This is a genomic window from Pseudomonas sp. B37(2017), from assembly GCF_002112885.1.
Classification (GTDB): Bacteria; Pseudomonadota; Gammaproteobacteria; order Pseudomonadales; family Pseudomonadaceae; genus Aquipseudomonas; species Aquipseudomonas paraglycinae.
Window position 1 is genome coordinate 255,385 of record NZ_NEIX01000009.1, and the last position, 20,931, is coordinate 276,315.

General features: G+C 61.1%; 18 protein-coding genes. 12 read left to right on the forward strand and 6 right to left on the reverse strand.

All coding sequences use genetic code 11. The features are described 5' to 3' along the window. The first annotated feature begins 88 nt into the window (after window positions 1-88). Both CAF90_RS22240 and CAF90_RS22245 read left to right on the forward strand, forming a co-directional pair. Window positions 89-2,575 (forward strand): circularly permuted type 2 ATP-grasp protein, encoded by a 2,487-nt coding sequence (locus CAF90_RS22240; protein WP_085608508.1) that lies wholly within the window; start codon window positions 89-91, stop codon window positions 2,573-2,575. Then, window positions 2,575-3,468, forward strand: coding sequence for a transglutaminase family protein (locus tag CAF90_RS22245; RefSeq protein WP_085608509.1), 894 nt, complete (start codon window positions 2,575-2,577; stop codon window positions 3,466-3,468). Before CAF90_RS22240 ends, CAF90_RS22245 begins: the two co-directional genes overlap by 1 nt. Window positions 3,469-3,596: 128 nt before the next feature. Here CAF90_RS22245 and CAF90_RS22250 read toward each other — a convergent pair whose 3' ends face one another. Beyond that, window positions 3,597-3,776, reverse strand: a complete 180-nt coding sequence (locus CAF90_RS22250) for a hypothetical protein (protein ID WP_007950694.1) — start codon at window positions 3,774-3,776, stop codon at window positions 3,597-3,599. 68 nt (window positions 3,777-3,844) lie between these two features. Beyond that, window positions 3,845-4,432: a TIGR00730 family Rossman fold protein gene (locus tag CAF90_RS22255; RefSeq protein WP_039766689.1), complete on the reverse strand. Its 588-nt coding sequence runs from the start codon at window positions 4,430-4,432 to the stop codon at window positions 3,845-3,847. A gap of 341 nt (window positions 4,433-4,773) precedes the next feature. Here CAF90_RS22255 and azu point away from each other — a divergent pair, with 341 nt between their 5' ends. After that, window positions 4,774-5,220 carry an azurin gene (gene azu / locus CAF90_RS22260; RefSeq protein ID WP_064593127.1) on the forward strand — a complete coding sequence of 149 codons (447 nt, stop codon included), beginning with the start codon at window positions 4,774-4,776 and terminating at the stop codon, window positions 5,218-5,220. Window positions 5,221-5,275: 55 nt separating this feature from the next. Here the strand turns inward: azu and nadE are convergent, their stop codons facing one another. The 3 genes from nadE to CAF90_RS22275 form a co-directional block, all read right to left on the reverse strand. After that, a complete protein-coding gene (gene nadE, locus CAF90_RS22265; protein WP_007950678.1) occupies window positions 5,276-6,103 on the reverse strand; it encodes an ammonia-dependent NAD(+) synthetase in 828 nt (275 codons plus the stop codon). A gap of 4 nt (window positions 6,104-6,107) precedes the next feature. After that, window positions 6,108-7,331 (reverse strand): nicotinate phosphoribosyltransferase, encoded by a 1,224-nt coding sequence (gene pncB, locus CAF90_RS22270; protein WP_085608510.1) that lies wholly within the window; start codon window positions 7,329-7,331, stop codon window positions 6,108-6,110. A gap of 107 nt (window positions 7,332-7,438) precedes the next feature. Further along, window positions 7,439-8,344, reverse strand: coding sequence for a LysR family transcriptional regulator (locus CAF90_RS22275; RefSeq protein WP_007950669.1), 906 nt, complete (start codon window positions 8,342-8,344; stop codon window positions 7,439-7,441). 161 nt (window positions 8,345-8,505) lie between these two features. On the opposite strand from CAF90_RS22275, the gene CAF90_RS22280 reads away from it, so the two are divergent. From CAF90_RS22280 to CAF90_RS22325, 9 genes are all read left to right on the forward strand, one after another. Further along, entirely contained in the window at window positions 8,506-9,996 is a 1,491-nt protein-coding gene (locus tag CAF90_RS22280; RefSeq protein WP_085608511.1) for an aldehyde dehydrogenase family protein, read from the forward strand. Window positions 9,997-10,161: 165 nt separating this feature from the next. Next, window positions 10,162-11,445: an FAD-binding oxidoreductase gene (locus tag CAF90_RS22285; RefSeq protein WP_085608512.1), complete on the forward strand. Its 1,284-nt coding sequence runs from the start codon at window positions 10,162-10,164 to the stop codon at window positions 11,443-11,445. 364 nt (window positions 11,446-11,809) lie between these two features. Continuing rightward, complete coding sequence (locus tag CAF90_RS22290; RefSeq protein ID WP_011332206.1) at window positions 11,810-12,943, forward strand: ABC transporter substrate-binding protein; 1,134 nt, start codon at window positions 11,810-11,812, stop codon at window positions 12,941-12,943. Between the two features lie 229 nt (window positions 12,944-13,172). Continuing rightward, window positions 13,173-14,087, forward strand: coding sequence for a branched-chain amino acid ABC transporter permease (locus tag CAF90_RS22295; protein ID WP_007915894.1), 915 nt, complete (start codon window positions 13,173-13,175; stop codon window positions 14,085-14,087). Window positions 14,088-14,090: 3 nt separating this feature from the next. Next, entirely contained in the window at window positions 14,091-15,392 is a 1,302-nt protein-coding gene (gene livM, locus CAF90_RS22300; RefSeq protein ID WP_085608513.1) for a high-affinity branched-chain amino acid ABC transporter permease LivM, read from the forward strand. Beyond that, on the forward strand, window positions 15,389-16,261 hold the full coding sequence (locus CAF90_RS22305) for an ATP-binding cassette domain-containing protein (RefSeq protein WP_007950657.1): 873 nt from the start codon (window positions 15,389-15,391) through the stop codon (window positions 16,259-16,261). The genes livM and CAF90_RS22305 overlap by 4 nt, the downstream gene beginning before the upstream one ends. Further along, complete coding sequence (locus CAF90_RS22310) at window positions 16,258-16,974, forward strand: ABC transporter ATP-binding protein (protein WP_007950655.1); 717 nt, start codon at window positions 16,258-16,260, stop codon at window positions 16,972-16,974. Before CAF90_RS22305 ends, CAF90_RS22310 begins: the two co-directional genes overlap by 4 nt. Window positions 16,975-17,713: 739 nt before the next feature. Beyond that, window positions 17,714-18,478, forward strand: a complete 765-nt coding sequence (locus CAF90_RS22320; protein WP_007950653.1) for an SDR family oxidoreductase — start codon at window positions 17,714-17,716, stop codon at window positions 18,476-18,478. Between the two features lie 129 nt (window positions 18,479-18,607). Then, window positions 18,608-19,513 (forward strand): cation diffusion facilitator family transporter, encoded by a 906-nt coding sequence (locus tag CAF90_RS22325; RefSeq protein WP_085608514.1) that lies wholly within the window; start codon window positions 18,608-18,610, stop codon window positions 19,511-19,513. Between the two features lie 38 nt (window positions 19,514-19,551). Here the strand turns inward: CAF90_RS22325 and CAF90_RS22330 are convergent, their stop codons facing one another. Next, window positions 19,552-20,679, reverse strand: a complete 1,128-nt coding sequence (locus CAF90_RS22330; RefSeq protein ID WP_085608515.1) for an AGE family epimerase/isomerase — start codon at window positions 20,677-20,679, stop codon at window positions 19,552-19,554. Window positions 20,680-20,931: the final 252 nt, after the last annotated feature.

Consider the following 20,931-nt stretch of genomic DNA (forward strand, 5'->3'; position numbering starts at 1 on the left):
ATCAGGCACGACGCCCGGATTTTTCGTATATCCGGGCGTCATGTGCCTGCGTTAGTCTGACCGCTCCTTGCCGGCTGCCGAGCTTTCCATGCCTGACCTGCTTGACCGCTACCCGCTGACAGCGGGCACCTATCACGAACTGCTCGACGACAGCGGGGCGGTGCGCCCGCACTGGCGGCGACTGGTCGACCAATTGCAGCGCAGCACCCCGGCGCAACTGGTGCAGCGTCAGGCGTTGCTGACCCGGCAGATCCAGGAAAACGGCGTCACCTACAACGTCTATGCCGACCCCAAGGGCGCGGACCGTCCATGGGAGCTGGATCTGTTGCCCCACGTAATCGCCGCCGATGAGTGGCAACAGCTGTCGGCCGGGATTGCCCAGCGTGCGCGGCTGCTCAATGCGGTGCTGGCGGACCTGTACGGCCCGCAGCGGCTGATCAGCGAAGGGCTGCTGCCGGCGGAGCTGGTGTTCGGTCACAACAACTTTCTCTGGCCCTGTCAGGGCATTGCGCCACCGGACGGGGCCTTTCTGCATCTGTACGCCGTGGATCTGGCGCGCACGCCGGACGGGCGCTGGTGGGTGACGGCGGATCGTACCCAGGCGCCATCGGGCGCCGGTTATGCGCTGGAAAACCGCACTATCGTGTCCCGCGCCTTCCCCGAGTTGTATCGGGATCTGAAAGTGCAGCACCTGGCCGGCTTCTTCCGCACCTTGCAGGAAACCCTGGCCCGTCAGGCCCCCTGCGACGATGACGCGCCCCTGGTGGTGTTGCTGACCCCAGGTCGTTTCAACGAAAGCTATTTCGAGCATCTCTATCTCGCCCGCCAGCTCGGTTATCCGCTGGTGGAGGGCGGCGACCTGACAGTGCGTGATGCCACGGTCTACCTGAAAACCCTCAGCGGCCTGCGCCGGGTGCACGCGATCATGCGTCGGCTCGACGATGACTTCTGTGATCCGCTGGAGCTGCGCACGGATTCGGCGCTCGGCGTTCCGGGATTGCTGGAGGTGGTACGTCAGGGACGGGTGCTGGTGGCCAACGCCCTGGGCAGCGGCGTGCTGGAGTCACCGGGGCTGCTGGGCTTCCTGCCGAAGATCAATCAGTACCTGTTCGGCGAAGAGCTGATCCTGCCGTCCATCGCCACGTGGTGGTGCGGCGAAGCGCCGGTGTTGGCCCAGGCCCTGGAGAAACTGCCTGAGCTGTTGATCAAACCGGCGTTCCCGTCGCAAAGTTTTGCGCCGGTGTTTGGTCGGGATCTGAGCGAAAAACAGCGTGAAAGTCTCGCCGCGCGCATGCAGGCCCGCCCTTATGCCTATGTCGCGCAAGAACTCGCCCAGTTGTCCCAGGCGCCGATCTGGCAGCCCGAGGACGGGCAACTGCAACCCCGGGCAATCGGCATGCGCATGTACGCAGTGGCCAGTCACGATGGTTATCGGGTGCTGCCCGGTGGCCTGACCCGGGTCGCCGCGGAAGCCGATGCCGAAGTGGTGTCGATGCAGCGCGGTGGCGCGAGCAAAGACACCTGGGTGCTGGGGGATCGACCGCCGAGCGGTGAGCAGTGGAAAGCCCAGCGCAACATCGGCGTGCCCGATCTGGTGCGCCGTGATCCGTATCTGCCGTCGCGGGTGGTGGAAAACCTGTTCTGGTTCGGACGTTACTGCGAGCGTTGCGACGACAGCGCGCGGCTGTTGCGCATCATGCTCGCGCGTTACGTCGACGGCGATGACCCGCAAGCCTTGCAGGCCGCCGTGGATCTGGGCGAGCGGCTGATGCTGCTGCCGGATGAGGGTGAGCTGCCGGAGCGTTTGCTCGCGGCACTGCTCGGCGAGGACTGGTCGTTCAGCCTGCGTTCCAACCTGCAACGCTTGCAGTGGGCGGCATCGCAAGTGCGCGGCAAGCTGTCCCGGGAAAACTGGCAGGCGCTGGTGGAGTTGCAGCGAGAGGCTTCGGAGCTGGACACCGACGAGCCGGATTTCGGCGAGCTGCTGGATTTTCTCAACCGGTTGGTGATGTCGCTGGCGGCGTTGTCCGGGTTTGCCCTCGACGACATGACCCGCGACGAAGGCTGGCGCTTCCTGATGATCGGCCGGCGGATCGAGCGCCTGCAATTTCTCAGCAGCAGCCTCGCGGGTTTCCTGCGTGGCGCCGGGGCGTTCGATCAAGCGGGGCTTGAATGGTTGCTGGAGCTGGGTAACAGCAGCATCACCTATCGCTCGCGTTATCTGGCGGTGGCGCAGTTGATTCCGGTACTCGACCTGTTGCTGCTGGACGAGCAGAACCCTCATGCGGTGCTGTTCCAGTTGAAACTGGTGACCCGCACCCTCAAGCGGCTGAATGATGATTTCGGTGTGCCGAGGGAGGTGGGGTTGCCGCCGCTGGTCGAGCGTCTGGCGCGTTTCGACCTGAGCTGTCTGGAGAATCCGCTGTTCGGTGAATCCAGCGTGCGCGCGGCCCTCGACGGTCTGGCGGACTTGCTGCAGGAAATCGCCGACGCCAGCAGTCAGGTGTCGGATCGTCTGGCCCTGCGCCATTTCGCCCATGTCGATGATGTCAGCCAGCGCACGGTGTCCGTCTGATGAGCGCCCATTACCAGATCCTTCACGACACCTGCTATCGCTACAACAGTCCGGTGTCCCTGGCCCAGCAACTGGCGCATCTGTGGCCGCGCGAATGCGAGTGGCAGCGCTGCACCGAGCAGCAACTGCTGATCAGTCCAGAGCCGACCACCCGCCGTGACGAGCAGGATGTCTTCGGCAATCCGCTGACTCGCCTGGCTTTCGAACGGCCTCACGATGAGTTGCAGGTCAACGCACGGCTGACGGTCGAAGTGCTGGCGCGGCCCGTGGTGGATTTCCATCAGTCACCGGCCTGGGAACTGACCCGTAACGCGCTGACCTACAGCAGCCAGCCGCTGTCCGCCTCGTTGCTGGAGGCCTGTCGCTATCGATTCCAGTCGCCTTACGTGCATCTGAAACGCAGTTTCGTCGAGTTCTCGGAAAGTTGTTTCCCGGCCGGCAGACCGTTGATGTTGGGTGTGCAGGCCCTGATGCAGAAGATCTTCAGCGAATTCACCTTCGATGCCGAAGCGACACAGGTCGCGACGCCGCTGGTGGAAGTGCTCGAGCGCCGACGCGGGGTCTGTCAGGACTTCGCGCACCTGATGCTCGCCTGCGTGCGATCACGCGGGTTGGCGGCGCGTTACGTCAGCGGCTACTTGCTGACTCAACCGCCACCGGGGCAGCCACGGTTGATCGGCGCCGATGCGTCCCATGCCTGGGTTTCGGTGTTTTGCCCGGTGCTGGGCTGGGTGGATTTTGATCCGACAAACAACGTGCAGCCGGCACTGGAGCACATCACCCTGGCCTGGGGCCGGGATTTTTCCGATGTCTCGCCGTTGCGCGGGGTGATTCTGGGTGGTGGCAATCACGACCCGGAAGTCCGCGTCACCGTGTTGCCCTTGGAGGAGTGAAGATCAAATGTGGGAGCGGGCTTGCTCGCGAAAGCAATTTGTCAGTCACATCCATAGTGAATGTCACGACGCTTTCGCGAGCAAGCCCGCTCCCACAGGGATTGTGTTCAGTGGTCCTGCAGTGTTGCTCAGGCGTCGGGTGCCTGGTCTTTCGGTGCCTCAACATCATCATCGGTCGCCACTTCACCATCAGGGTTCAGTGCCGCTTCTTCAGCCATCTGTTTCTTGCGCTGAAGCTTTTCCTCTTTCTTCTGTTCCTTGGCCAGATCACGTTGACGTTTGGCGAAGGAGTAATTGGGTTTGGCCATGGGCGATCCTCTGGGGTCGAAGGTGAGGTTGAGCGGCGCGTATTCTGCCCTGTATCGGTGCCCGGCGGTTAACCGGGTTTCTGGTCGACCCATTTTGGGGTGACGGTGGGCTTCCAGTTGTCGAGGGCTTCGAGCAGCGTTTGCGGCGATTCACTCACTTGCAGCATGTCACGGTGCGGCGCACGAACGAAGCCTTCGCCGACGATGTGATCGAGAAATGCAGTGAGTTTGCTGTAGAAACCGTTCACTTCCAGCAGGCCCAGCGGCTTGCCGTGGTAGCCGAGCTGGCCCCAGGTCCAGACTTCGAACAGCTCCTCCAGGGTGCCAAGGCCACCGGGCAGGGCGATGAACGCATCGCTGAGTTCAGCCATCCGCGCCTTGCGCGCGTGCATGCCGTCGACCACTTCCAGACGCGTCAGGCTCTTGTGACCGATTTCCTTGTCCATCAGGCTCTGCGGGATGATGCCGATCACTTCGCCACCGGCCGCCAGCGCGGCGTCGGCGACAATCCCCATCAGGCCGACGGCGCCACCGCCGTAGACCAGCGTCAGCTTACGCTCGGCGATAGCCGTGCCGAGGGCGATCGCGGCTTCGGTGTACGCCGGGGTGGTGCCAGCGTTGGCACCGCAAAATACACAAACGGATGTGAGAGACATGCCTTCCTCCTGGGTCAATCGGTCACAGGGTAATGGCTGGCACGCCTTGATCCAAGGGCTAGACTTCGCGTTTCGGGGTTTCATAGGTGCCGCTGGCACCACAGGCGTAGGCGGCGAGCAGACTGCACAACAGGCTGTTGAAGGACATGACGGATACTCCAGGTGAGTGTTGAGCCCTGAAGATACGGCCCGGCCAATCGTCTGGCTGTTAGATTGTTTCGATGAGTGTCATAGCCTGAAAGTTGTATACAATTTTTGACTCAAGTCATAGGAACTTGCGAAGATTTCAGGCAGTCTTCCAACCATTCGTGTTTTTGTTAACCCTGCCTTGGAGATTCACCATGTTTTCCAAAGTTGTTGCGGTATCCCTGCTGGCGCTGGCCAGCAGCCAATTGATGGCTGCCGAGTGCAAAACCACCGTTGATTCCACCGACCAGATGTCCTTCAACACCAAGGCCATCGAAATCGACAAGAGCTGCAAGACCTTCACCGTCGAGCTGACCCACTCCGGCAGCCTGCCGAAGAACGTCATGGGCCATAACCTGGTGATCAGCAAAGAAGCCGACATGCAGCCGATCGCCACCGACGGCCTGGCCGCCGGCATCGACAAGAACTACCTGAAGGACGGTGACGAGCGCGTTATCGCTCACACCAAGATCATCGGCGCCAAGGAAACCGACTCGGTGACCTTCGACGTGTCCAAGCTCAAGGCTGACGAGAAGTACGGCTTCTTCTGCTCGTTCCCGGGCCACATCTCGATGATGAAAGGCACCGTGACCCTGAAGTAAGCAACACAAGGTCAAAAAAAAGCGTCCCGAAGGACGCTTTTTTTATGCCCTGGATTCAAGGCGCAAACGGCATGACCCGTTTGTGATGGGTCTTTTTGTAGGTGTTGACGATGATGTCGAACGCCTCCTGACGCACCGGCTCGCCGTGCAGGAAAGCGTCGATCTCGGCGTAGGTCACGCCGTGGGACGCCTCGTCCGGCTTGCCTGGCGAAAGGTCTTCCAGATCCGCCGTCGGCACTTTTTCCACCAGCGATTCCGGTGCGCCGAAGCTGCGGGCGATGGCCCGGACCTGGTTTTTCACCAGACCGCTGAGCGGGGCCAGGTCGCAGGCGCCGTCACCGAACTTGGTGAAGAAACCCATCACCGCTTCCGCCGCGTGGTCGGTGCCGATCACCAGGCCGTGAGCCGCGCCGGCGATGGTGTACTGGGCGACCATGCGCATCCGCGCCTTGGTGTTGCCGAGCACGAAATCCACCGACACCGCATGCTTGCCTTCGAAGGCTGCGACTTCGCTGGCCAGGGATTTCACTGCCGGGCCGATGTTGACGGTGTGGCGCTCGTCCGGGGCGATGAAGTCCACCGAGGCCTGGGCGTCGTGTTCGTCGAACTGCACGTCGTACGGCAGGCGCACGGCGATGAACTTGTAGGCCTCGTCGCCGGTGCGCTCGCGCAGTTCACGCATGGCGCGCTGGGCCAGCAGCCCTGCGGTCAGCGAATCGACCCCGCCGCTGATGCCCAGCACCAGGGTCTTGAGCCCGGAACTGGTCAGGCAATCCTGGATGAAGGTGATGCGTCGGGCGACTTCCGCTTCGAGGGCCTGGTAATCGGCGAACGGCGGCTGAACGTTGAGCTGTTCAGCAATCTCACGCTGTACGGCTTGCATGAATTCACTCCTTGCTAGAAAGGCTGGAAACGGCAGGAACCTGGAAAACGTGTCGCAAATAGGCGACGAAATTCGGGTCTTTGCAGTGGGTCTTGCCCGGCTCGTCGGAGATCTTCGCCACCGGTTGGCCGTTGCAGGCGGTCATTTTAAGCACGATGCTCATCGGTTCGACACCCGGAATGTCACAGGTCAGGTTGGTGCCGATGCCGAAGCTGACATTGATCCGGCCGCGCAGCGCCCGGAAGATCTCCAGCGACTTGGGCAGCGTCAGGCTGTCGGAGAAGACCAGGGTCTTGCTCATCGGGTCGATGCCGAGCTTGTGATAGTGGGCGATGCATTTTTCGCCCCACTGCACCGGATCTCCGGAGTCATGGCGCAAACCGTCGAACAGCTTGGCGAAGAACAGATCGAAGTCGCCGAGGAACGCGTCGGTGGTGATGCAGTCGGTCAGGGCGATCCCCAGCAAGCCGCGATACTCGCGAACCCAGCAATCGAGGGCGGCGATCTGGCTGTCGATCAGTCGCGGGCCGAGTTGCTGGTGCGCCATGATCCATTCGTGGGCCATGGTGCCCAGCGGTTTCATGTCCAGTTCGCGGGACAGGTGCACGTTGCTGGTGCCGACGAAACGCCCGGGGAAATCGTGCTTGAGCACGTTCACCACTTCTTCCTGCACGCGGTAGGAAAACCGTCGGCGCGTGCCGAAATCGGCTACTTGCAGTTCAGATAATTCATCGGCCGAGGCGTTGGCCGTCAGCCAGTCGAACTTGCGGTAAAGCTGTTCGCGGGCCTGTTCCAGCACTGTTTCACGGTAGCGATAGCGGTTGCGCACTTCGCTGACGATCGCCAGCAGCGGCACTTCAAACAGGATCACATGCAGCCACGGCCCGCGCAGGCGGATGAACAGCTCGCCGTTCTCGATGCCGGTGTGCAGGTAGCGCAGGTTGAAGCGGAACAGACCGAGGAAGCGCAGGAAATCCGGCTTGAGGAACGAGATGCGCTCGAGAAAGCTCAACTGATCGGCGCTCAGGCTCAACTCGGCCAGACGCTCGACCTGGAAGCGGATCTCCGCCAGATACGGGCGCAGATCTTCACTGTTACGGCAACGGAACTCCCATTCGACTTCGACGTTGGGGTAGTTGTGCAGCACCGCCTGCATCATCGTCAGTTTGTAGAAGTCGGTGTCGAGCAGGTTCTGCACGATGCGATCGGCAAACACACTCTCGCTCATAACGGGGTCTCCAGACGGGCCGCGCGTTGGCGCGGTATCAATCAATGGCGCTAGTGGCGCATATCCGGGGTGGGGATTGCCAGCGATTTTTATCCCGGCGCAGCGCCTCAGACCGCATCAGGACTGTCGATCTGCTCCAGCATCCACTTCACGAAATCCCGCACCTTGGGCACTTCTGCCGCGTGTTCCGGGTAGGCCAGGTAATAGGCATCGGTGCTGGGCATTGCATGCTGCCAGGGAATGACCAGTTTGCCGTCGGCCAATTCCTCTTCCACCAGAAACCTCGGCAACAGGGCGACGCCGCAGCCGACCTGCGCGGCGCGGATGCACATATAAAAGGTTTCGAAACGCGGGCCGTGGTAGCTGTGTTCGGTCTGGTAGCCCTGGCTGTCGAACCAGTCGTGCCACGCTTGCGGGCGCGAAGCATTCTGCAGCAGGACCAGATCGGTGAGTTGCGTTGGATCAGTCAACGGAGTGTCCGGCAGGCTGCTCGGCGCGCAGACCGGCACCAGCTCTTCGCCGAACAGCTTCAGGCATTCGGTGCCGGGGCGTGAACCCTGGCCGAAATAGAACGCCAGGTCGCTGCGACCTTGCAGCAGGTCATCGGCCTCTTGCTCGTTGCACAGATCCAGATGAATCGATGGATGACGCAGGCGCCAGCCCTTGAGGCGCGGCACCAGCCAGCGGGCGCCGAAGGTCGAGGGCGTGGAGACGCGCAGGACTTCGGTTTCGCCGCCGTAGGAACGCAGGTAATGGGTCGACATCTCGACCTGGGTCAGGATTTTTCTGACTTCCACCAGGTACAGATCGCCGGCCGGGGTCATCTGCAAACGGCGGCGTACCCGACGAAACAACAAGTGCTGCAGCAATTCTTCGAGCTGCGCCACCTGTTTGCTGACAGCGCTCTGGGTCAGGTTCAGTTCCTCGGCGGCCCGGGTGAAACTCAGGTGCCGGGTCACGGCCTCGAAGCACTGCAACGCGGTGATCGACGGCAAGTGGCGTTTGTTCAGCATGGGCGATCCTTTTCTTGTCTTTCTGCGCAGCATGAATAAACGGAATGATATCTCGCGTAAAGGTCGTTTGTTGCACAGCCTTCCTGACGCTACAACTAAAGGTCTGCCCGGTCGTGAAAACGCGCCCGCACACATTCAGTTTTTTGCTTGAGGAGTGACCCATGGTTGCCGCATTGCTTGATCGTCTAGGTGTGAACCCGGCCCTGTACCAGAACGGCAAAGTGCCGGTACATTCGCCCATCGACGGCAGCCGCATCGGCGCCGTGAACTGGGAAGGCCCGGCTGAAGTCGAGCAGCACATCAGTCGCGCAGATCATGCGTTCGAACATTGGCGCAAGGTGCCGGCCCCACGTCGCGGCGAACTGGTGCGTCAGTTCGGCGAAGTGCTGCGGGAATACAAGACCGAACTCGGCGAACTGGTGTCCTGGGAAGCGGGCAAGATCACCCAGGAAGGCCTCGGTGAAGTGCAGGAGATGATCGACATCTGTGACTTCGCCGTCGGCCTGTCCCGCCAGCTTTACGGTTTGACCATCGCCTCCGAGCGCCCGGGCCACCACATGCGTGAAACCTGGCACCCACTGGGTGTGGTCGGCGTGATCAGCGCGTTCAACTTCCCGGTCGCAGTGTGGGCGTGGAACACCACGCTGGCGCTGGTCTGCGGCAACCCGGTGGTGTGGAAACCGTCGGAGAAAACCCCGCTGACCGCGCTGGCCTGTCAGGCGCTGTTCGAGCGCGTACTGAAGAATTTCAGCGACGCCCCGGCGCACCTGAGCCAGGTGATCATCGGCGGTCGCGATGCCGGCGAAGCGCTGGTCGATGACCCGCGTGTCGCGCTGATCAGCGCCACTGGCAGCACCCGAATGGGCCGCGAAGTGGCGCCGAAAGTCGCCGCCCGCTTTGCCCGCAGCATTCTCGAACTGGGCGGCAACAACGCAATGATCCTCGGCCCGAGCGCCGATCTGGACATGGCCGTGCGCGCCATCCTGTTCAGCGCCGTCGGTACCGCCGGCCAGCGTTGCACCACGTTGCGTCGCCTGATTGCCCATGAATCGGTGAAAGAAGAGATCGTCACCCGCCTCAAAGCTGCGTACTCCAAAGTCCGTATCGGTCACCCGCTGGAAGGCAACCTGATCGGCCCGCTGATCGACAAGCACAGCTTCGAAAACATGCAGGACGCGCTGGAGCAGGCGCTGAGCGAGGGCGGTCGGGTGTTCGGCGGCAAGCGCCAACTGGAAGATCAATTCCCGAATGCCTACTACGTGGCGCCGGCCATTGTTGAAATGCCGGAGCAGAGTGACGTGGTGTGCAGCGAGACTTTCGCTCCGATCCTGTACGTGGTCGGTTACAGCGATTTCGAAGAGGCGCTGCGCCTGAACAACGCCGTGCCGCAAGGTTTGTCGTCGTGCATCTTCACCACCGATGTGCGCGAGGCCGAGAAATTCATGTCGGCGGTCGGCAGTGACTGCGGCATCGCCAACGTCAACATCGGCCCGAGCGGCGCTGAGATCGGCGGCGCGTTTGGCGGTGAAAAAGAAACCGGTGGCGGTCGTGAGTCGGGCTCGGATGCATGGCGCGCGTACATGCGCCGGCAGACCAACACCGTGAACTACTCGCTGGAGTTGCCGCTGGCGCAGGGCATTACCTTCGACTGACAGTTTTCTCAAAGCTATTGATCGTTCCCACGCTCTGCGTGGGAATGCTGCACCGAACGCTCCGCGTTCGCTTTCGGGACGCAGAGCGTCCCTGACTGCGTTCCCACGCAGAGCGTGGGAACGATCTTTTAGGTGTGTTTGGCAGGTTTCTGTTGGAGTCTGGCAATGCCGTTACGCGAAGAATGTCTGTGGGAAAAACTCACGCCGCAACGACCGGATAACACGGCGCTCAGGGGCGAGGTCAAAGTCGATGTCTGCGTGATCGGCGCCGGGTTTACCGGGCTGTCGGCGGCGCTGCATCTGTTGGAGAAGGGCAAAAGCGTCTGCGTGCTCGAAGCCCATCGCGCCGGGCATGGTGGCTCCGGGCGCAACGTCGGGCTGGTCAACGCCGGGATGTGGATTGCGCCGGACGAGATCGAGGCCGGCTTCGGCGAGGCGGTCGGCAGTCAGCTCAACCGCATGCTCGGTGCGGCGCCGGCGCTGGTGTTCAGCCTTGTGGATAAATACAACATCGATTGCCAGTTGCGCCGCGAAGGCACCCTGCACATGGCGCACAACGCCAAGGGCGAGGCGGATCTGCGCAGTCGCGAAGAACAGTGGAAACGCCGCGGTGCACCGGTCGAACTGTTGACCGGCAAGGCCTGTGAACAGGCGACCGGTACACAGAAGATTGCCGCCGCTTTGCTCGACCGGCGTGCCGGTACGCTCAATCCGATGGCTTATGTCACCGGGCTGGCCAACGCTGTGATCGGCCTCGGCGGGCAGATGTTCGATCACTCTCCGGTCGCGCGTCTTGAGCGCCAGGGGCAGAAATGGTCGGTGCAGACCGAGCAGGGTGCGGTGCTCGCCGAACAAGTGGTGATCGCCTCCAACGCCTACACCGAAGGCGACTGGACCGAACTCAAGCGCAACTTCTTCCCCGGTTACTACTATCAGGTCGCCTCGGTGCCGCTCACCGAAGACGCCGCTCAGGAAATCCTCCCGGGCGGGCAGGGCTCTTGGGATACCCGTCAGGTGTTGAGCAGCATCCGCCGCGACAAGGACGGTCGCCTGCTGCTGGGCAGCCTCGGCAACGGCAATCAGAAACCGACCTGGTTCCTCAAGGCCTGGGCCGACCGGGTGCAGCAGCATTACTTCCCCAACCTCAAACCCGTGGAGTGGGAATGCACCTGGACCGGGCGCATCGCCTTCACTCCCGATCACCTGATGCGCCTGTTTGAACCGGCGCCCGGACTGGTGGCCGTCACCGGTTACAACGGCCGTGGCGTGACCACCGGCACCGTGGTCGGCAAGGCCTTCGTCGATTACCTGTGTAACGGAAATCCTCAGGCGTTGCCGATTCCCTTCGCACCGATGCAGCCACTGGCGGGTGTGGGCTTGCGCAGTTGCCTGTACGAGGCCGGGTTCTCGCTGTATCACGCGGGCCAGTGCCTGCGGATCGTCATTTGAGTGTTGAAAATTGTTGCGTAACGCGGCGCTTTTGCGCGTAGCGACTAGCCTGTAATGGTGCGGGTTGTAGCAGTCCCGCACCAGCAGTGTGCAGTTCGGTGACGCGGGCTGTTACAGGCTGGTTGCACGTCGTTTGGCGCCGCGGTTGCAATGATGGCGCGTGCGGGTTGCGCCTGAAAAAATAATTGGTTTCACCTTCCGCGGTTTAGACGGTTGCACGCCCAATGAAAATGGGAACGAAACAGTCGAAATAACAAGAAAGCAGCGACTTTTTGAAGAATAAAAAACCGATGGCACGGCCCTTGCTCTGAGCATTCAAGTGAAGTCGCAGTGCCAACTAAAAAAAACCTTGGAGCACCACCTCATGTCCCAGACGTTTTACAAGAAAGGCTTTCTGGCCCTCGCAGTGGCTACTGCGCTGGGTGTTTCTGCGTTTGCACAAGCTGATGTGAAAATCGGTGTGGCGGGTCCGATGACGGGCGCCAACGCGGCATTTGGCGAACAGTACATGAAAGGGGCACAAGCGGCGGCCGACGCGGTCAACGCGGCGGGCGGCGTCAACGGGGAGAAAATCGTCCTGGTCAAGGGCGATGACGCCTGCGAGCCGAAACAGGCGGTGACGGTCGCCAAGGACCTCACCAACCAGAAAGTCGCCGGTGTGGTCGGCCACTTCTGCTCGTCCTCCACCATTCCTGCGTCGGAGATCTACGACGAAGCCGGCATCATCGCGATCACCCCGGGTTCCACCAACCCGCAAGTGACCGAGCGCGGCCTGAGCGCCATGTTCCGTATGTGCGGCCGTGACGACCAGCAAGGCATTGTGGCCGGCGACTACATCGTCGACGTGCTCAAGGGCAAGAAGGTCGTCGTGCTGCACGACAAGGACACCTACGGTCAGGGTCTGGCCGATGCGACCAAGGCTCAACTGGAAAAACGCGGCGTGAAGCCGGTGCTGTACGAAGGTCTGACCCGTGGTGAAAAAGACTTCAGCACCATCGTCACCAAGATCCGTGGCGCCGGCGCCGATGTTGTCTACTTCGGTGGCCTGCACCCGGAAGCCGGCCCGCTGGTTCGCCAACTGCGTGAGCAAGGCCTGAAAGACGTCAAGTTCATGTCCGATGACGGCATCGTGACCGACGAACTGGTGACCACCGCCGGTGGCCCGCAATTCGTCGACGGCGTGCTGATGACGTTTGGTGCCGACCCGCGCCTGCTGCCAGACAGCAAGACTGTGGTAGATGCGTTCCGCAAGGCTGGCACCGAGCCTGAAGGCTACACCCTGTACGCCTATGCATCGGTTCAGGCCCTGGCCGCCGCCTTCAACGGCGCCAAGTCGAACAAGGGCGAGGAGGCCGCTGCCTGGCTGAAGAAAAACCCGGTCAAGACCGTCATGGGCGAGAAGACCTGGGACTCCAAAGGCGACCTGAAGGTCTCCGACTACGTGGTCTACCAGTGGGACAAGGATGGCAAATATCACCAGCTGGAAAAACAGAAATAACGGCACCTGATCAACCGGACGCCACATTCCCTGTGGGAGCGGGCTTGCCCGCGATGACGGCCTGACAGTCGACAACTTTGTTGAATGTTCTACCGCTATCGCTGGCAAGCCAGCTCCCACAAGGGGGCTGCGGTTTCCTGTCTGACATTGCTCCGACGTAAATCTGTATTTTTCCTAGAAGAACCGCGCGCCCCAGGGTGTGCAGGTTCTCACTGCGTGAGATTGCGTTATGGATGGTATTTTCCTGCAGCAACTGGTCAACGGCCTGACCCTCGGGTCGGTCTATGGCCTGATCGCCATCGGCTACACAATGGTCTACGGCATCATCGGCATGATCAACTTCGCCCACGGCGAGGTTTACATGATTTCCGCTTACCTGGCGGCAATCAGTCTGGCTCTGCTGGCTTACTTCGGTATTGAATCCTTCCCGCTGCTGATGCTTGGCACCCTGATATTCACCATCGTGATCACGGCGGTGTATGGCTGGGTCATCGAGCGAGTCGCTTACAAACCCCTGCGCAACTCCACCCGACTGGCACCGTTGATCAGCGCCATCGGCATCTCCCTGATTCTGCAAAACTACGCACAGATCGCCCAGGGCGCCAAACAACAGGGCGTACCCACGCTGCTGACCGGTGCATGGCGTGTCGAAGTCGGTACCGGCTTCGTGCAACTGACCTACACCAAAGTCTTCATCCTGGTGGCCGCATTCGTCGGCATGGGCCTGCTGACCTACGTCATCAAGTACACCAAACTCGGGCGCATGTGCCGTGCGACCCAGCAAGACCGCAAAATGGCTTCGATCCTCGGCATCAACACCGACCGGGTCATTTCCTACGTGTTCATCATCGGTGCGGCCATGGCGGCGTTGGCCGGCGTGCTGATCACCATGAACTACGGCACCTTCGACTTCTATGCCGGCTTCATCATCGGCATCAAGGCATTTACTGCGGCAGTACTGGGCGGGATCGGTTCGCTGCCTGGCGCCATGCTCGGCGGGATCATCCTCGGGATATCCGAGTCGCTGTTCTCGGGTCTGGTCAACTCCGACTACAAAGACGTGTTCAGCTTCTCGCTGCTCGTACTTGTTCTGGTCTTCCGGCCTCAAGGCCTGCTGGGCCGTCCTCTTGTGTCGAAGGTGTAAGCGATGTCTTCAACCATTACAAAATCCATTGATGTCAAAAAAAGCCTGGTTGAGGCGATTCTCGCCGGTCTGATCGCCCTGATCGTGTTCGGGCCGATCGTCGGCGTGGTACTCGATGGCTACAGCTTCAACCTCGAACCGACCCGCGTGGCATGGATCATTGCCATCGTCATGGCCGGCCGGTTTGCCCTCAGTCTGTTCCTGCAAACCCCCAAGGGCCTGCGCATTCTCGACGGATTCGAGAGCACCGGTTCCGGCGTGCATGTGCTGGCCCCGGACTACAAATCGCGTCTGCGCTGGATCATCCCGCTGATGATCGCCATCGCCGTGGCGTTGCCTTTCTTCTCCAACTCCTACCTGCTGGGCGTGGTCATCCTCGGACTGATCTACGTGCTGCTGGGTCTGGGCCTGAACATCGTGGTAGGTCTGGCCGGCCTGCTCGACCTGGGTTACGTGGCGTTCTACGCCATCGGCGCCTACGGTCTGGCGCTCGGATATCAGTACCTCGGGCTGGGCTTCTGGACCGTGCTGCCGCTGGCGGCGATCACTGCTGGCCTTGCCGGTTGCATCCTCGGTTTCCCGGTGCTGCGCCTGCACGGCGACTACCTGGCGATCGTGACCCTGGGCTTCGGTGAAATCATTCGTCTGGTGCTCAACAACTGGCTGTCCCTGACCGGCGGCCCGAACGGCATGCCGGCGCCACTGCCGACCTTCTTCGGTCTGGAGTTCGGCAAGCGTGCGAAGGATGGCGGGGTACCGTTTCACGAGTTCTTTGGCATCGCCTACAACCCGGACGTGAAGTATTACTTCATCTATGCGGTGCTGTTCCTGGTGGTGCTGGCGGTGCTGTACATCAAGCATCGTCTGGTGAAGATGCCGGTCGGCCGCGCCTGGGAAGCCCTGCGTGAAGACGAAATCGCCTGCCGCTCGATGGGCCTGAACCATGTGCTGGTCAAGCTCTCGGCGTTCACCATCGGTGCGTCCACGGCGGGTCTGGCGGGTGTGTTCTTCGCCACCTACCAAGGCTTCGTCAACCCGACCTCGTTCACCTTCTTCGAATCGGCGCTGATCCTCGCCATCGTGGTGCTCGGCGGCATGGGCTCGACCATCGGTGTGGTGATCGCAGCGTTCGTGCTGACCGTCGCTCCGGAACTGCTGCGCGGCTTCGCCGAATACCGCGTGCTGCTGTTCGGGATCCTGATGGTGTTGATGATGATCTGGCGACCTCGCGGGCTGATTCGCATCAGCCGTACCGGGGTCACTCCACGCAAAGGTGCCATTCACTATGAGAGGACTGCGCCATGAGTGAAGTCGTACTCTCTGTTGAAAAACTGATGATGCACTTCGGTGGCATCAAGGCCTTGAGCGACGTCAGCCTGAAGGTCAAACGCAACTCGATCTTCGCCCTGATCGGCCCCAACGGCGCCGGCAAGACCACGGTGTTCAACTGCCTGACCGGTTTCTATAAAGCCTCCGGCGGCAAGATCGAACTCAACGTGCGCGGCCAGCAGACCAACGTCATCCAGCTGCTGGGCGAGTCGTTCAAACCGACCGACTTCGTCTCGCCGAAAAACTTTGCCAGCCGTCTGTATTACAAGATGTTCGGCGGCACCCACTTGGTGAACCGCGCGGGCCTGGCCCGGACGTTCCAGAACATTCGCCTGTTCAAGGAAATGTCGGTGCTGGAAAACCTGCTGGTGGCCCAGCACATGTGGGTCAACCGCAACATGCTGGCCGGCATCCTCAACACCAAGGGCTATCGCAAGGCTGAAAGCGACGCGCTGGACTGCGCGTTCTACTGGCTGGAAGTGGTGGATCTGGTGGACTGCGCCAACCGTCTGGCCGGTGAACTGTCCTACGGCCAGCAACGCCGTCTGGAAATCGCCCGGGCCATGTGCACGCGGCCGCAGATCATCTGCCTCGACGAACCGGCCGCCGGCCTCAACCCTCAGGAAACCGAAGCGCTGAGCGCGATGATCCGGCTGCTGCGCGACGAGCACGATCTGACCGTGGTGCTGATCGAACACGACATGGGCATGGTAATGAGCATTTCCGATCACATCGTGGTGCTGGACCACGGCATCGTCATCGCCGAGGGCGGACCGGATGCCATTCGTAACGATCCGAAAGTGATCGCTGCCTACCTGGGCGCCGACGAAGAGGAAGTCGTATGACGCAACCCATCCTCGAACTCAAGGATCTGGACGTGTTCTACGGCCCGATCCAGGCCCTCAAAGGCGTTTCGCTGCAGATCAACGAAGGGGAAACCGTCAGCCTGATCGGCTCCAACGGTGCCGGCAAATCCACCCTGCTGATGTCGATCTTCGGCCAGCCACGGGCGGCGGGCGGGCAGATCCTCTATCAGGGCGTGGACATTACCCACAAGTCATCGCACTACATCGCCTCCAACGGCATCGCGCAGTCGCCGGAAGGGCGGCGGGTATTTCCCGACATGACCGTCGAGGAAAACCTGCTGATGGGCACCATTCCGATCGGCGACAAGTACGCCAAGGAAGACATGCAGCGCATGTTCGAGCTGTTCCCGCGGCTCGAAGAGCGCCGCACGCAGCGCGCGATGACCATGTCCGGCGGCGAGCAGCAGATGCTCGCCATCGCCCGGGCGCTGATGAGCCGGCCCAAGCTGTTGCTGCTGGATGAGCCGAGCCTGGGCCTGGCGCCGATCGTGGTGAAACAGATCTTCGCCACCCTGCGGGAACTGGCGAAAACCGGCATGACCATTTTCCTCGTCGAGCAGAACGCCAACCATGCGTTGAAACTGTCCGACCGGGCGTACGTGATGGTCAACGGCGAGATCCGCCTGACGGGCACCGGCAAGGAGCTGCTGGTGAACGAGGAGGTGCGTAACGCTTACCTCGGCGGTCACTGATCGTTTGAAGTTGTCCACAAGCCCCGAAGCGTGAGTGTCGGGGCTTTTTTGTGTCTGCTCGTTCACTGAAAACGGGTGCTTTTAGGAAATTGTGGAAAACAAAATCCTCAACCTGCCAAAGCGCGACATAAAGCCGCTGCAAATGGCTGTTTTTCCACAGTTTTGACTTGTCCCCGTTTGCTGTGGAGCTGGCTGTGAATAACGTGGGTGTAGCTGGCTGAAAGCCTTTGAATCCGTGGCTTGCAGCGCTGTGGTTATTTTTTGAACAGTATGTTTTTGCTGAGGGGCAGGCCTGTTTGTCAACCTTTTTATGGGGGCGCAAAAAGGCGCGGATCGCTGTGGTCAATCCTGTGGATAAGTCTGTGATTAAACTCTGGAAAGACTCGGCTAAGGGCCGTAATTGCTGGCCTCGCGCAATCATGGCCATGACCGCCCGGTCGTGCAAAATGCCCTGCCCGGCACAACTGGTTGTTCAGGGTCAAGCAAAAAACTTTCCAGATCGCCCGCAAAGCCTTGTGTGGCGCGGCTTTGCGCTTTTCCACTTGCCCCCGGAAACTGTGGAAGGGCTTGTGGATAACGTGCGTGCACATGGCTGCAGGCCACGGTGTGTATGGCGTAGCGGCCGTTGATCAATTAATGAGCAGGATTCGGTGGTTGCCGGTTAAAGCGGGGCCGGGCATGCTGCCCGCTGATTTTCTATTCCAATGGCTGCCCCGGCGGCCGAAGCAAGGAGAACACGATGTCCAACACCCTGTTTATCACCGGCGCGACCTCCGGTTTTGGTGAAGCCTGTGCCCGTCGTTTCGCCGAGGCCGGCTGGAAACTGGTGCTGACCGGTCGTCGTGAAGAACGCCTCAACGCGCTGTGCGCCGAGCTGTCGAAGCAGACCGAAGTGCATGGCCTGGTGCTGGACGTGCGTGATCGCAAGGCGATGGAGGAGGCGATTGCCAACCTGCCGCCGTCGTTCGCCAAACTGCGCGGCCTGATCAACAACGCCGGGCTGGCGCTGGGCGTGGACCCTGCACCGAAGTGCGACCTCGACGATTGGGACACCATGGTCGACACCAACGTCAAAGGCCTGATGTACAGCACTCGTCTGCTGCTGCCACGCCTGATCGCCCACGGTCGTGGCGCCGGCATCGTCAACCTCGGTTCCATCGCCGGTAACTATCCGTACCCGGGCAGCCACGTTTACGGCGCTACCAAGGCGTTCGTGAAGCAGTTCTCGCTGAACCTGCGGTGCGACCTGCAGGGCACTGGCGTGCGGGTCAGCAACATCGAGCCGGGCCTGTGCGAGAGCGAGTTCTCGCTGGTGCGTTTCGCCGGCGATCAGGCGCGTTACGACGCGACCTACGCCGGTGCCGAGCCGATCCAGCCGCAGGACATCGCCGAGACGATTTTCTGGGTGCTGAATGCGCCGGCGCACATCAACATCAACAGCCTTGAGCTGATGCCGGTGAGCCAGACCTGGGCCGGTTTTGCCATCGAGCGTAACAAGGCTTGATGCGATTTTGCCCTCTTCGCCAGCCGGCTGGCGAAGAGGGCAAATCGGCCAAATTCTGGCAGTAAGGTAGACTCACTCCTCAACAACCCCACCGCACCCAGCGGTTTTCAAGGTTTTCGAGGAGTCAAAGTGAGTAACCGAGGTGAGCAGTCGCTGCTCAAACAATCGACCATCCTGATGTTGGCCGTGTCGATCGCCGGGATCGCCACCGGTTTTGTTTCGGGTTCCCAGTCCATCCTGTTCGATGGCTTTTTTTCGCTGATCGCAACCTTCATCAAAGTTCTGATGCTGATCACCGCGAAGCTGATCGCCAAGCAAAGCAACCAGCGCTTCCAGTTCGGTTTCTGGCATCTGGAGCCGATGGTACTTTTGATCGAGGGCAGTTTCCTGCTGCTGATCGCGATCTACGCGTTTCTCAACGGTGTGTTCGGCATCATCAATGGCGGTCGTGAGATCGAACTGGGGCTGGTGATCATCTACGCGGCGGTGTTCACCGTTGTCGAGTTCGCCTACTTCTTCTACGTCCGCCACCGCAATCGCAAGCTCAAGTCGAGCCTGATCCAGTTCGACAACATCAGCTGGCTGGTGGACGCGATGTTGTCGGTGGGCCTGTTGATCAGTTTCCTCGCGGCGTTGCTGCTCAAGTCCCAGGGTTATGGCGAGTGGGCGAAGTTCGTCGACCCGCTGATTCTCATCGTGCTGGCTCTGACCATGCTGCCGCCGGCGTTCAAGATCCTCGGCCCGGCGCTGCGGGACGTGCTCGGCATTGCGCCGGACACGCTGGACGATCAGGTGCGCCAGGTGATGGACGCCGCGAAGGTCGAGCATGATTTCGACGACTACGTGTCCTACGTGCAGAAGCACGGGCGGGCGCGATTCATCGAGATTCATGTGGTGTTGCCGGCGGATTACCGGCTGCAGAGCGTCGGCCAGCTGGATGTGCTGCGCGAGGAGATTTCCGCGAAGCTGGGCAAACCGGACGCGGCGCGCTGGCTGACCATCAGCTTCACCGGCGACAGGAAGTGGATTGCCTGATGTTTGCGGCGAGGCAGCCTGCTCCCTCGCCACAGCTGTCAGCTCAGATAGTCGGCGATGCCGCGATAGCAGGTCGCCAGGTGATACGGCGTGGTCGACGGCATGTCCTTGCGGCTGACCTCACCCTGATCGTCACGGCACTCGTGCCAGCCGCCGACATGCAGGAAACGCTGTTGCAGCGCCTGCAACTGGCGCAACACCGCGCTTTCACTGCCCGGACGCAACGTCAGGGCCCGCAGGTATTCGGCCTGGGCCCAGATACGCTGGGTCGAATCCTTCCCGTGTCCTTGCGGATCGAGCATGGCCAGCACCGCACCGGTGTCGGCTTCTACGCCCTGTTGTTCGGTGAAGGCAAACGCACGATCCAGTGCCGCGTGCAGCTTCGACCCGCGCAACAGCGGCGAGGATTCGAGCAGGAAATACCATTCAAACTGATGCCCTGGCTCAAACCAGTTATCCACAGCCCCCAGCGGCTTTTCCATCAACACGCCCTGTTGCGGTTCAATGAAGCGCTTGTGCATGGCTGTGCATAACTCGCTCAGCGCCTGCTGGGTCTGGGGATCTTCGCGCACGGCCAACGTGGCCAGGAAGGCTTCGGCCAGGTGCATCAGCGGGTTTTGCAACGGGCCGGTTTCCAGCGTGATCCAGTCGCGGTCGAGGCAGGCTTCGTAGAGACCGTCACCGGTGGCGAACCGCCGACCGATAACTTCCAGCGCAGCGTTGAGCGTCGATTCCACCAACGGTTCGCGAGACTTGTCCCAATAGTGGGCGCAGGCGAACAGGATGAAGGCGTGGGTGTAGAGGTCCTTGCGCTGATCCAGCGGTTTGCCCTGCGGATCGATGCTGTAGAACCAGCCGCCGTGTTCGGCATCGTGGAAGTGCCGTTGCAGGGAACGAAACAAAGCAGCCGCGCGGGCTTCGGCGTTATCCACAACCCCGATCAGACTGGAAAACAGGTACAGCTGCCGTGCGCAGGCCATCGCCCGGTAGCGCTGCGGTGGCAGCGGCTGATGCGCGGCGTCCAGCGCCTCGTAAGGCAACGCCATGTCGGCGTTCCAGCCCGGTCCTTGCCAGAGGGGCACGATCACGTTCAGAAAGTGCTGTTGCACTTCGCCGAACAGGGCGGTCAGTTCAGGCAGGGAGGTGGAGCGGGAAGCGTGGGGCATGGGCGGACGTCGTCACGGCAGGGGCGATTGCGCGACATGGTAGCAGAGCGGCGGCCTTTAGAGACGCGGTGTCTGTCAGTCCGCCTTCGCGAGCAAGCCCGCTCCCACAATGGTCACGCCGAACACAATACTTGTGAACAACACAGAACAACTGTGGGAGCAACTGTCTTAACCCTGCCATTCGTCACCGCCATTCGGTGCCGTCACGCAGCATGGCATTTAGTCTGATCAGTAGTATCCGCATGCAGGCGA